Origin of the sequence: Pigmentiphaga aceris (genome assembly GCF_008119665.1) — a bacterium.
GTDB lineage: Bacteria > Pseudomonadota > Gammaproteobacteria > Burkholderiales > Burkholderiaceae_B > Pigmentiphaga > Pigmentiphaga aceris.
In genome coordinates, this window is record NZ_CP043046.1 from 287706 (window position 1) to 300192 (window position 12487).

9 protein-coding genes are annotated in these 12487 nt (G+C 63.4%); 6 read left to right on the forward strand and 3 right to left on the reverse strand.

Annotated elements, in window-relative coordinates:
* Positions 1–107 precede the first annotated feature (107 nt).
* The 6 genes from FXN63_RS01240 (at position 108) to FXN63_RS01265 (ending at position 6416) form a co-directional block, all read left to right on the forward strand.
* Positions 108–962: an enoyl-CoA hydratase/isomerase family protein gene (locus FXN63_RS01240; RefSeq protein ID WP_148812082.1), complete on the forward strand. Its 855-nt coding sequence runs from the start codon at positions 108–110 to the stop codon at positions 960–962.
* 1 nt (position 963) lies between these two features.
* Positions 964–2982 (forward strand): acetyl/propionyl/methylcrotonyl-CoA carboxylase subunit alpha, encoded by a 2019-nt coding sequence (locus tag FXN63_RS01245; RefSeq protein WP_148812084.1) that lies wholly within the window; start codon positions 964–966, stop codon positions 2980–2982.
* 84 nt (positions 2983–3066) lie between these two features.
* A complete protein-coding gene (locus tag FXN63_RS01250; RefSeq protein WP_148812086.1) occupies positions 3067–3996 on the forward strand; it encodes a 2-hydroxyacid dehydrogenase in 930 nt (309 codons plus the stop codon).
* Positions 3997–4111: 115 nt separating this feature from the next.
* Positions 4112–5017, forward strand: coding sequence for a hydroxymethylglutaryl-CoA lyase (locus FXN63_RS01255; protein ID WP_148812088.1), 906 nt, complete (start codon positions 4112–4114; stop codon positions 5015–5017).
* A gap of 11 nt (positions 5018–5028) precedes the next feature.
* Entirely contained in the window at positions 5029–5295 is a 267-nt protein-coding gene (locus FXN63_RS01260; protein WP_148812090.1) for a DUF1289 domain-containing protein, read from the forward strand.
* Between the two features lie 56 nt (positions 5296–5351).
* A complete protein-coding gene (locus FXN63_RS01265; protein WP_246164998.1) occupies positions 5352–6416 on the forward strand; it encodes an MBL fold metallo-hydrolase in 1065 nt (354 codons plus the stop codon).
* Positions 6417–6524: 108 nt separating this feature from the next.
* On the opposite strand, the gene FXN63_RS01270 is transcribed toward FXN63_RS01265, so the two are convergent.
* From FXN63_RS01270 to FXN63_RS01280, 3 genes are all read right to left on the reverse strand, one after another.
* On the reverse strand, positions 6525–8222 hold the full coding sequence (locus FXN63_RS01270; protein WP_148812092.1) for a methyl-accepting chemotaxis protein: 1698 nt from the start codon (positions 8220–8222) through the stop codon (positions 6525–6527).
* 510 nt (positions 8223–8732) lie between these two features.
* Entirely contained in the window at positions 8733–10457 is a 1725-nt protein-coding gene (locus FXN63_RS01275; RefSeq protein ID WP_148812094.1) for a methyl-accepting chemotaxis protein, read from the reverse strand.
* A 139-nt stretch (positions 10458–10596) separates the two neighbouring features.
* Positions 10597–12303, reverse strand: a complete 1707-nt coding sequence (locus FXN63_RS01280) for a methyl-accepting chemotaxis protein (protein WP_187395056.1) — start codon at positions 12301–12303, stop codon at positions 10597–10599.
* Positions 12304–12487: the final 184 nt, after the last annotated feature.

The window sequence follows — 12487 nt, forward strand, 5'->3', positions numbered from 1 at the left end:
GCAGCCTGCCCCGGCTGCCAGGTTTTTCGGCCCGTTTTTTCGGCGTGCGACCCTGGCCAGTACCGCTCGCGCGCCCCCAGTTTCCCGCAAGACGGAGATCGCATTTCATGAGTATTGCCGCTGCCATTGACCACACCGCCTGGAAGACCATCGAGCTTGAACGCAAGCCGCATGCAGCCATCGTCTGGTTGAACCGCCCGACCGTGCGCAATGCCTTCAACGAGGTGATGATTGCCGAGGTCACCGAGGTCTTCCGCTTCCTGTCGGTCGACACCTCGCTGCGAGTGGTGGTGCTGGCCTCGCGTGGCCCGGTGTTCTGCGCGGGTGGCGATCTGAGCTGGATGAAGTCGATGGCCACCTACACGCCGGAACAGAATCTGGCCGATGCACACGGCCTGGCCGACATGCTGCGTGTGATCGACCGTTGCCCGCATGCCGTCGTGGCACGAGTGCAGGGTGCCTGCTACGCCGGTGGCCTGGGTCTGGTGACGGTGGCCGACGTGGCGATTGCCAGCGACGACGCTGAATTCTGCCTGTCCGAGACGCGCATCGGCCTGATCCCGGCCACCATTTCGCCCTATGTGTTGCGGGCCATGGGCGAGCGTGAGGCACGCCGCTGGTTCCTGTCGGCCGAACGCTTCGATGCCGCGCGCGCAGCGCGCATGGGCGTGGTGCACGAAGTCGTGCCGGTGGACGAACTCGACGCCACCGTGGACCGCCTGCTGGCCACGCTGGTACGCGTCAGCCCGAACGCCCTGCGCGAATCCAAGACGCTGGTGCGCGATGTGGCCGGACGCACCATCAGCGACGAACTGATTGACGACACCGCCAGCCGCATTGCGGCCATCCGCGTGTCGGAAGAAGGGCAAGAGGGCGTCAAGTCCTTCCTGGAAAAGCGCAAGCCCAATTGGCTGCCCCAGGAACTGCCCACCATCTCGGTAACCGCCCCTTCGGAGCAATGACGTGTTCCAGACCTTGTTGATCGCCAATCGCGGCGAAATCGCCTGCCGCGTCGCCGCCACTGCCCGCCGACTGGGCATCCGCACCGTTGCGGTGTATTCCGATGCCGATGCCAACAGCCGCCACGTGGCTGCCTGCGACGAGGCCGTGCACATCGGCGGCCCCGCACCGCGCGACAGTTACCTGCGCGCCGAACGCATTCTGCAAGCAGCCCGCGACACGGGCGCGCAGGCCGTGCATCCGGGCTACGGTTTCCTGTCGGAGAATGAAGGGTTTGCGAAAGCCTGCGCCGACGCAGGCATTGTCTTTGTCGGCCCGCCGGCATCTGCCATTGCCGCGATGGGCAGCAAATCCGCCGCCAAGACCTTGATGGAAAAAGCGGGCGTACCCTTGGTACCCGGTTATCACGGCGATAACCAAGACCCCGCTTTCCTGCATGAACAAGCCGACAAGATCGGCTACCCGGTGTTGATCAAGGCCAGCGCGGGTGGTGGTGGCAAGGGCATGCGCATCGTCGAGGCATCCGCCGATTTCGATGCGGCCCTGGTGTCGTGCAAGCGCGAGGCTGCATCCAGCTTCGGCGACGACCGCGTGCTGATCGAGCGCTACCTGAAGAAGCCACGCCACATCGAAATCCAGGTGTTTGCAGACACGCACGGCAACGTGGTCTATCTGTTCGAGCGCGACTGCTCGGTGCAGCGTCGCCACCAGAAGGTGATCGAAGAAGCCCCTGCCCCCGGCATGACCGAAGAACGTCGCCGCTCGATGGGCGAGGCTGCTGTCGCTGCGGCCCGTGCAGTGGGTTATGTCGGCGCAGGCACCGTGGAATTCATTGCCGAGCCCGATGGCCGCTTCTACTTCATGGAAATGAACACGCGCCTGCAGGTCGAGCATCCTGTGACGGAAATGATCACTGGTTTCGACCTGGTTGAATGGCAACTGCGTGTGGCGGCAGGTGAAGCGCTGCCGGCCACGCAGGAATCGCTGCGCATTCATGGTCATGCGATCGAAGCACGTGTCTACGCCGAGAACCCCGACACCGGTTTCCTGCCGTCCATCGGCACGCTGTCGCACCTGGCTTTGCCGCCGCATGTGGCGTTCCAGCGCAATGCCAGCGGCCACGCGGGTGACGAACCTGCAGCGGTCCGTATCGACGGCTCGGTGCGCCAGGGCGACACCATCACCCCGCATTACGATCCGATGATCGCCAAGCTGATCGTCTGGGGTGCCGACCGTGACCAGGCGCGTGCGCGCATGGTGCAGGCGCTGGCGCAGACTCGCGTAGTGGGCGTGCAGACCAACGTGGCGTTCCTCGCGCGGCTGATGCAGGACACCGCCTTTGCCGCTGCCGATCTGGACACCGGTCTGATCGAACGCCAGCGCGAGACCCTGCTGCCCACACCCAAGCCTGTGGCCGATACGGTGCTGGCGCTGGCCGTGGCGGCCGTGCTGGCACGCGAGGCAGCCCCGGTGTCGACCGACCCTTGGGCGATTCCCGACAACTGGCGGCCCGGTGGCGTGGCCACCCGCAGCTTCCAGTTTGACGATCATGGCCAGGTTCGCCACGTATCGCTGCTGCGTCGTCGCAGCGGCCTGGCGCTCGACCTGGGCCAGGGCGAACAGACCTTCACCTGGGCCACTGCCGACAGCGCGCTGCGTGTGCAAGTGGGCGAGACCCGTGCCGCTGGCACCGTGATCGAACAACCCGGACACGAGCAGGATCGCCTGACCGTGTTTGTAGGCACCGCTGCGCATCCGTTGATCCTGCAAGACCCGCTGGCGGTGGCCAGCCACGTCGAAGCCGAAGGCGGCCGTCTGACCGCGCCGATGCCGGGCAAGGTCATCGCTGTGTCGGTCAAGGAAGGTGATGTGGTCGAGCAAGGCCAGCCGCTGCTGGTGATGGAAGCCATGAAAATGGAACACACGATTGGTGCGCCGAGCGCGGGAACCGTGCGCGAGGTGTTTTACAGTGTGGGGGAACAAGTGCAGGAAGGCGCGCAACTGATCTCGCTGGAGGTCTGAGGCGCGGCCGGCCTGCCTCAAGGGGGACCGCATCGCCGCCTGGCGCGTGCGTGTCCCATCTCCGACCGCTTAGCTGGAACTTTCATGCACATCCTGTATGCCCCCAACGATGCTGGTGCTTCCGAGTGGATCACCGCGTTGACCGCAGCCGTTCCCGAGGCCACCGTATCGGTCTGGGACCCGGAAGGCCCGAGTGTCGGTGCCGACGTGGCGGTGGTCTGGGGGCCGCCGAAAAACCTGTTTACGCGCGAACCCGGCCTGAAGGTGGTGTTCACCCGTGGCGCAGGGGTGGACAGCGTGCTGGCCTTGCCCGACCAGTCGGCCTCGGTGCGCATCATCCGTCTGGAAGATGCCGGCATGGGCGTGCAGATGGCCGAGTACGTGGTGCACGAACTGGTGCATGCGTCGCGCGCCTTCGGCAAATTGGCGGTGGCGCAGGCCGAACGCGAGTGGTTGAACCTGCCCGCGACCGAGCGTCGCGATTGGCCCGTCGGCGTGCTGGGCCTGGGGCAACTGGGCACCCGTGTGGCGCAAGTGGTCGCCAGCCTGGGTTATCCGGTGGCAGGTTGGTCGCGTTCGCCGCGCGAGGTCGACGGTGTGGAATGTTTCTCTGGCCAGGCCTCGCTGAATGCCTTCCTGGCGCGCACGCGGGTGCTGGTCAACGTGCTGCCGCTCACCCCGGAAACTGAAAACATCCTTTGCCGCGATACCTTGTCGCGCCTGTGGCCCGATGCCTACCTGATCAACGTGGCGCGCGGGCATCACCTGGTCGATCAGGACTTGTTGGACTTGCTCGATGCCGGATACCTGGCGGGTGCGTCGCTGGACGCCTTCCGGGTGGAACCGCTGCCCATCGACCATCCGTTCTGGACTCACCCCAAAATTCGCATTACCCCGCACAACGCAGCCATGACCCTGCGCGATGAGTCGATTGTCCAGATTGCCGACAAGCTGGCTGCGCTCGCGCGCGGTGAAACCGTCGGCGGGACCGTCGACCGTCAGCGCGGGTATTGAGCCTGCCTTTGCTTTGCCGCTGCGTTTCCTTCGCACTCGCAGCGCGTATGAAGGCGCGTAGCGCGGCCACTTTGTCGCGCGCGCTGCCGCGTTTACCGATTCCTGGAGTTCGTTGATGTCGTATCCCCAACGCGTGAAGATTGTCGAAGTCGGCCCCCGTGACGGCCTGCAAAACGAAAAAGAACTCGTCCCCACCGACGTCAAGGTGGAATTGTGCGACCGCCTGAGCGCAGCCGGTTTCCCCAATGTGGAAGCCACCTCGTTCGTGTCGCCCAAGTGGGTGCCGCAGATGGCCGATGGTGCGGAAGTGATGGCGCGCATCGCGCGTCGTCCGGGCACCATCTACTCGGTGCTCACGCCGAACATGAAGGGTTTTGAAGGCGCACTGGCTGCCAAGGCCGATGAAGTCGTGATTTTCGGCGCGGCCAGCGAAGCGTTTTCACAGAAAAACCTGAACTGTTCGATTGCCGAATCCATGGACCGCTTCGCGCCCGTGGCTGAAGCCGCGAAGGCGCATGGCATCCGTCTGCGTGGTGCGCTCAGCACTGCGCTGGGCTGCCCTTACCAAGGCGAAGTGCCGATCGAAGACGTGCTGTATGTGGCGCGCCGCTTCAAGGAAATGGGCTGCATCGAGATCGACATTGCCGACACCATCGGCGTGGCCACCCCGCAGAAAGTGCGCAAGGTGATGGAAGCCGTGGCCAAGGAATTCCCCATCGAGGGCATCGCCGGTCACTTCCACGACACCTACGGCCAGGCCGTGGCCAACGTGGTGGCGGCGCTGGATGTGGGCATCAGCATCTTCCATTCGTCGGCTGCCGGCCTGGGCGGCTGCCCGTTCGCCAAGGGCGCAACTGGCAACGTGGCCAGCGAAGACGTGCTGTACCTGATGCGCGGTCTGGATATCGAAACCGGCGTCGATCTGGATGCCGTGGTCGATACCGGCCAATGGATCTCGGCGCACCTGCAGCGCAAGTCCTCGCGCGCCGGCAACGCGATCGCAGCCAAGCGCGCAGCATAAGCGGGCTGGTGATGAGTGCATCTTTGCCGCTGCCCAAGGTGGCGGTGCAGTTCGACCCTGCCGTCGATCCCGACCCGGTGCCCAGTCCTTGTGTCAGCGCCTGCAAGATCAGTCTGGTCGATGGCTGGTGCGAGAGCTGCACCCGCAGCCTGGATGAAATCAAGGCATGGCGCGCGGCCGACAACGATGCGCGTCGCGCGATCTGGCGCAATCTGCCGGATCGGCGTGCGCAGCGATTGGCTGAGCTTGCTCAGGCAGCGGATCGAAAATTGGCCTGAATAACGGGCCTGGCTCAGGTCTGCGGACAAGGGGCGGGCGAGTGGAGATCAATGCGGTGAACACCATAGTGATCGATACGGGCACCAAGGCCTCCGGGGACCGCCTGGCCCCTGATCGGCAGCCCGCAGCGCCTGCGCCAGACTCGTCCCCTGACAGTGCAGCCCAGTGTCTTGCTCGCGTGCCCGCACTGCGTGTGCTTGAACGCGGCTGGTTGTCTGCCAACAGCATCGTGTTTCTGGATGGCAACCGCTTAGCCGATGACCACCTGGCTGACAGCCAACCGACGCTGCCCGGCGCAGTCGTCGTCGACACCGGTTATGTCAGTGATGCCGCGCAAACCGTGTCCTTGCTGCGCGACACCTTGAATGGACGCCTGCTGTCGGCCATTCTGAACACCCACCTGCATTCCGACCATTGCGGCGGCAACGCTGCCGTGCAGGCGGCTTGGCACTGTCCGATCCTGATTCCCCCTGGCGAAGCCGATGCGGTCGCTGCCTGGGACGCCGGTGCGCTCAGTTACGACGCCACCGGCCAGGAATGCCCGCGTTTCGCCTACGACGCCTTGCTGACGCCGGGCGACACGCTGCGTCTGGGCGGCACGAACTGGGACGTGCACGCCGCGCCCGGTCACGACCCGCATTCCATCATGCTGTTCGCCCCCGAGCATCGGCTGCTGATCTCGGCCGATGCCTTGTGGGAAAACGGTTTGGGCATCATTTTCCCGGAACTGCTTGGCCGCCCCGGTTTTGGGGCCGCGAAAGAGGCGCTGGATCGCATCGAAAGCCTGGCTCCCGACTGTGTAATTCCAGGTCACGGCCCTGCCTTCGTTGACGTACCGCAAGCCATCGCCCGCGCACGCGCACGCCTGGCGGGGTTCGAGGCAAACCCCGACCGACACGCCATGTACGCGCTGAAAGTGTTGGTGCAGTTCCTGTTGCTGGACCAGCGCACGCTGTCGCTGGCGCAGATTGAAACGCTGCTGGGCAGTGCGGATTACCTGGTGCAGCTGAACCAGCGTTATCTGCGTCAGACCGTGCCAATGCTTGCACGGCAGGCCTGCGAGGCGCTGGCCAAGTCTGGGGTGGCGGTATTCGACGGGACGGGGCTGCGTCTGCCGTAGAAGACGTTGGGCGCATAGCTGCAGAAGCGAAGCGCAGAACGTCCGCCTGACCCCGACTCTGGGGCCAATCAGGGAAGCCACCGCTGGTGACCCCTTGACCGTTACCCCTCAAACCTTGAACGTCCCCACCAGCGTATCCAGTCGCACCGACATGTCACGCATGTCGCTGGCCGAACGCGCGGTTTCTTCCATGCCCGCGTTGGTCTGTTCGACCATTTGTGCAATGCCTTCCACACGCTGCGCAATCGAGGTACTGGCCGACGATTGTTCGCGCGTGGCATGGGCCACTTCACGCACGCGTTCCAGGGTCTGGTCTGCACGGTGACGGATTTCACGCAGCGACTCGGCCACATGCTGCGTGAGCGACGTGCCTTCTTCCACAATCGGGCGAACCCGGCTCATGGTCGCGGTCGAGTCCTTGGTCTCGGCTTGCACCGCGTGCACCATCTGCTCGATTTCAATCGTGGCAGACGCCGTCCGTTCCGCCAGCTTGCGCACCTCGTCTGCCACCACGCTGAAGCCGCGCCCTTGCTCACCGGCGCGCGCTGCTTCAATTGCGGCATTCAGCGCCAGCAGGTTGGTCTGCGACGCGATTTCCTTGATCGATGCGGCAATCACATTGATCTGCTCGGCGCGCAATTCCAGGCCTGCGATTTTTTCCGACGCTTCGCCCACGGCCGCCGCAATGCGCTGCATGCCGCTGGAGGCGCTGTTGACCTGGCTTTCGCTGTCGCGGCACAACACGGCCACGCCTTCCGACAGTTTCTCGGTTTCCAGTGCGGCTTCCGAAATATGGCTGACCGATACCGTCAGTTCTTCAATCGCAGCAGCCATCGATGCCGTGGCCTCGCTCTGGCTGGCGGTGGCGGCCGAGACCTGGTGCACCGATTCCGACAGGCGATTGGCGTCGCGGCTGAGTGAACCCGCTTCATCGCGCACGTTGACGATCATGCCGCGAATGGACTGCGACATGGCCCCAAACGCCGCCAGCAGGCTGCCTGGTGCCGACGCGTTGGATGCGCTGCCGGTGAAGTCGCCTTCGGCCGCGCGCTGCATCACCACCACTGCGCCTGCCGGCTCGCCGCCCAGCTGGCGCATCACGCGGCGCACGATCAATACGCCGCCAAGCACCAGAATCAGTGTCACGACAATGGCCAGCACGGCGCTCTGGACCAGTTCATCGTGGAATTCCGCCTCGACACGATCCAGCCAGACACCGGTGCCCACCACCACACCCCAGGGTTCGTACAAGCTGATGATGTTCTGCTTGCGCATGGGTTCCGGCGACCCGGCGCGTGCAAGCAGCGTGCTGTAGACAAGCTCTCCCTTGTTGGCGCGCATGTCGGCAACCCGGGCGGCGGCAATGGCTTCCTTGGTGGTATTGCCCACCACGGCGCGGAACTGGTGTTGCCCTTCCTGCGCAGCGTTCGCGTGCACCAGGGTAATGGCATCTTTTTCACGCCAGACGAACACGTAGTCGGCGTTGTCGCCGAAGCGGATACTGCGCAGGGCCTCATAGGCCGTCTGTTCCGCCTGCTCGCGCGGCATCTGGCCTGACGAGGCAAGCTTGGCGTAGCGGTCCAGCACGCTTCGGGCGGCCTGGGTGATGGAGCGGATCTCGGTGGTCTTGGCTTCAAGCTGCTGTTGATAGCTGCGATATACCGAATAGACCTGAATGCCGATCAGCAGAAGCGCGGCAAGCGCCACCAGGCCGTACAGCTTCAGGCGGAATGCCTCACGCCAGCCGCTGCGGGGTGCGCGGGAGTGAGCAGGCGATACGGGAGCATGGACCAGGGTAGCGGCCATGAGAGATCCTTCGTGGGTGATGTGGGCAGACAAGCGATCCGCCCAGCGTGAAATACAAGGCTGGTGTCGACGCGCAATGCCCCTGGTCGGCGCGGGAACCGCACGACCGGCAAAACGTCACCAGCAACAACGGGGAAGTGAGCCTGTGAACAGGGACCACGCAGGGACCTGTGTACGGAGGCAAGGACAACGCGGGGGCAAGGCCTCAAAGGCTGCGGCTTTGGACCAAGCCCATGCCTGAACGCCATGACCGCCAAGCGTTTGCAGCCGGCTCGTCGTGAACTGACGGCCTCTGTATGAACGGCAAAAATCCGGGTTTCTTGATGACCGTTGGTCTGGTATCCAAGTGGATCATCCTGGCTTGTCGCGCCGTGTGCGGTGTGACTTGAACGTATTTCCAAAAACACTTCCGCGTGGCACGGACATTCACCAGCAAGTAAAAGATAAACGCAAAAAAACGCGCTCGCTGACAGGGTCAGCGAGCGCGTCGATACGTTCGCCCTGTCTTTGTCAGACCTTGAACTGGCCTACCAGCGTATCCAGACGCACCGACATATCACGCATGTCGCTGGCCGAGCGCGCGGTTTCTTCCATGCTGGCGTTGGTTTCTTCAACCATCTGCGCAATGCCTTCCACACGCTGCGCAATCGCCGTGCTGGCCGACGATTGCTCGCGGGTGGCGTTGGCCACTTCACGGATGCGTTCCAAGGTCATGTCGGCACGGCTACGGATTTCGCGCAGCGATTCGGCCACTTCGTGGGTCAGCGACGTACCTTCTTCCACGATCGGACGCACGCGGCTCATGGTGGCCGTCGAATCCTTGGTTTCGGCCTGCACGGCCTGCACCATCTGTTCGATTTCAATCGTGGCAGACGCGGTACGTTCGGCCAGCTTGCGAACCTCGTCAGCCACCACGCTGAAGCCGCGACCTTGTTCACCGGCGCGCGCCGCTTCAATCGCGGCGTTGAGCGCCAGCAAGTTGGTCTGCGACGCGATTTCCTTGATGGCTCCGGCGATCACATTGATCTGCTCGGCACGTGCTTCCAGTCCGGCAATTTTGGTGGATGCCTCACCCACGGCTGCCGCAATGCGCTGCATGCCGCTGGATGCGCTGTTGACCTGGTTTTCGCTGTTGCGGCACAGGCTGGCCACGCCTTCCGACAACTTCTCGGTTTCGATCGCGGCTTCCGAGATATGACTGACCGACACCGTCAGTTCTTCAATCGCCGCAGCCATCGAAGACGTGGCTTCGCTTTGTGTGGTGGCGGCGGTGGTGACCTGCTGGACCGAATCGGCCAAACGGGTGGCGTCAGTCTTCAGCGTGCCCGCTTCGCCCCGGATGTTCTGCAGCGTGCTGCGGATCGAGCCGGACATGTCACCGAAGGCGGCCAACAGGCTGCCCGGATGGGCGCGGCCGTTGTCGGTGCGCGAGAAGTCGCCTTGTGCGGCGGCGGTCATGACCTGCACGGCACCGGCCGGCTCGCCACCCAACTGACGCATCACGCTGCGCACGATCAGCATGCCGATCACCAGCAGCAGTGCAATCGCAACGATGGACACGACGATGCTCTCGATGATGCTTTCGCGGAAAGCGGCGTCGACGCGATCCAGGTACGTCCCAGATCCCACCACCAGGCCCCAGGGCTCATAGATGGTGTTCATGTTCATCTTGGTGACGGGTTGCGAGGCACCCGGGCGTGCTTGCAGCACCTGGGCGAACTCGCGGCCGCCCTTGGCACGAACGCTGTCGACACGCGCCTGTGACACCTTTTCGGCGGCCTCCAGCGGCATGTTTCTCAAGGCCACCGACACACGTGTGATCGAGCCTCCTTCGATGCCGGGTACGCCGTGCACCACGGCAATCTTGTCGCTGATGCGCCAGGCGAAGACGAAGTCCTTGTCCGGTCCGAAGCGCATGCCACGCAGCGCCTGGTAGGCCTGCGTTTCCGCCGTGGCGCGATCAATCTTGCCTTCCTTGACCAGCTTGTCGAAGCCATCGAGCACCCCCATGGCCGAATCCAGCACCGAGCTGAGTTCGGTTTCCTTGGCCTCGATCTGTTCCTGATAGTTGCGCACCAGCGTGTAGGCGTTGAATGCCAACAGCAGCAGGGCTGCCACCGCCACCAGGCTGTAGAGCTTGAGGCGGAATGAGGCGCGCCAGGCTTTTTTGGATCGCCGCGACGCAGTCGGAGCTTGTGTCAGGATGGGTGATGACGGAGGGAAGGTGGCTGCCATGGCGCGTAGGGTTCCAGAAAACAGAGAAGGGCGCGTTCATGACGTGCCCACGTGACAATCTATTGATGAAAAGGTGTTCCCGGTCTGCAGAACTTATCGTGTCGAAGCCGTCAGAGGCGTTAAGTCCTCTGACTTAGCCTCAGACCTTGAACTGTCCGACCAGGCTGTCCAGGCGTACCGACATGTCGCGCATGTCGCTGGCCGAACGGGCTGTCTCTTCCATGCTGGCGTTGGTTTCTTCGACCATCTGCGCAATGCCTTCCACGCGCTGTGCAATCGAGGTGCTGGCCGACGATTGTTCACGGGTGGCATTGGCCACTTCACGCACGCGTTCCAGGGTCATGTCGGCACGGCTGCGAATTTCGCGCAACGATTCCGCCACTTGGTTGGTCAGCGAGTTGCCTTCCTCGACGATGGGCCGCACGCGGCTCATGGTTGCCGTCGAATCCTTGGTTTCGGCTTGCACGGCCTGCACCATCTGTTCGATCTCGATGGTGGCGGACGCCGTGCGCTCGGCCAGCTTGCGCACCTCGTCGGCCACCACGCTGAAGCCCCGGCCTTGCTCGCCGGCGCGTGCCGCTTCAATCGCGGCGTTGAGCGCCAGCAAGTTCGTCTGCGATGCGATTTCCTTGATCGCGCCGGCGATCACGTTGATCTGTTCGGCGCGTGCTTCCAGGCCGGCGATCTTGGTGGACGCTTCACCCACGGCTGACGCAATGCGCTGCATGCCGCTCGACGCGCTGTTGACCTGGCTTTCGCTGTTGCGGCACAAGGTAGCCACGCCTTCCGACAGCTTTTCCGTCTCGATGGCGGCTTCAGAAATATGGCTGACCGACACCGTCAGTTCTTCAATCGCAGCGGCCATCGAAGCCGTGGCTTCGCTCTGGTGGCTGGCGGCCGATGACACTTGCTCTACCGATTCCGACAGGCGGCCTGCATCGCGTTTGAGCGAGCTGGCTTCGTCACGGACATTGACGATCATGCCGCGAATGGAGCCGGACATATTGCCGAAGGCGGCCAGCAGGCTGCCGGGAATCGTCTTGCCATAAGTATGGATGGCAAAGTCGCCGTCGGCGGCGCGCTGCATGACGGCAACGGCGCTGGCGGGTTCGCCGCCCAGTTGGCGCATCACGCTGCGCACGATTAAGGCACCGCTCAGCAGCAGTACGCCGATCACGGCCAGCGAAATGATGATGCCCTTGATCAGATCGGCACGCAGATTGTCCTGGATATTGTCCAGCCACACACCCGAACCCACCATCAGACCCCAGGGTTCGTACAGCGCGCTCAAGTTGAGTTTGGCGACCGGGGCTTCCGTGCCCGGGCGCTTTTGCATCACCTGAACGTATTCACGTCCGCCCGCAGCACGCACGGCGTTGATACGCGCCTGTGCCATTTCGACAGGCGAGCGGCCATTCGACACCACGTTGCGGGCAATCGACTGACCTTCGGTCCCCGGAATGCCATGCACCATTGCAATGGTGTCGGCCAGTCGCCACGCGAAGACGAAGTCCTTGTCCGGGCCGTAGCGCATGCCGCGCAAGGCCTCGTAGGCCTGTTGTTCGGCCGTGGCGCGATCTAGCTTGCCGTCGTCGACTTGCTTGGCATACCGGTTGAGTACGCCAATGGCGGCGTCCAGCACCGAGCCGACTTCCCGTTGCTTGGCTGCAAGCGCTTCCTGATAGTTGCTGTACAGCGTGTAGGCATTGAAGCCCAGCAGCAGGACGGTGGCTACCGCAACCAGGGCATACAACTTCACGCGAAACGAATTTCGCCAGCCTTGCAAGCTGCGGCGCACGGGTTTGTGGGCGTGCAGGGCTACAGGCGTGGCGAGGGTGGTTTCCATGTCGTCTCGTATTCGGGGTGGGTAAAATCGAATTTGTCGATAGGGATAGTTACCTGTTACGACAAAAATCAATCCCCCGAATAGCGGGAATCTGGCCAATCGTGCCGAAAACACCACAGCCAACCGCATGGTCGACTGGTCAGCACGCCTTGTCATGAAACGGCATGGGAGCACTGTTAAGCAA

Bases quoted from the DNA above. Each gene is read 5' to 3' on its own strand.
- FXN63_RS01240 (WP_148812082.1), top strand. From the start codon at position 108: ATGAGTATTGCCGCTGCCATTGACCACACCGCCTGGAAGACCATCGAG.
- FXN63_RS01250 (WP_148812086.1), top strand. From the start codon at position 3,067: ATGCACATCCTGTATGCCCCCAACGATGCTGGTGCTTCCGAGTGGATC.
- FXN63_RS01255 (WP_148812088.1), top strand. From the start codon at position 4,112: ATGTCGTATCCCCAACGCGTGAAGATTGTCGAAGTCGGCCCCCGTGAC.
- FXN63_RS01260 (WP_148812090.1), top strand. From the start codon at position 5,029: ATGAGTGCATCTTTGCCGCTGCCCAAGGTGGCGGTGCAGTTCGACCCT.
- FXN63_RS01270 (WP_148812092.1), bottom strand. From the start codon at position 8,222: ATGGCCGCTACCCTGGTCCATGCTCCCGTATCGCCTGCTCACTCCCGC.
- FXN63_RS01275 (WP_148812094.1), bottom strand. From the start codon at position 10,457: ATGGCAGCCACCTTCCCTCCGTCATCACCCATCCTGACACAAGCTCCG.
- FXN63_RS01280 (WP_187395056.1), bottom strand. From the start codon at position 12,303: ATGGAAACCACCCTCGCCACGCCTGTAGCCCTGCACGCCCACAAACCC.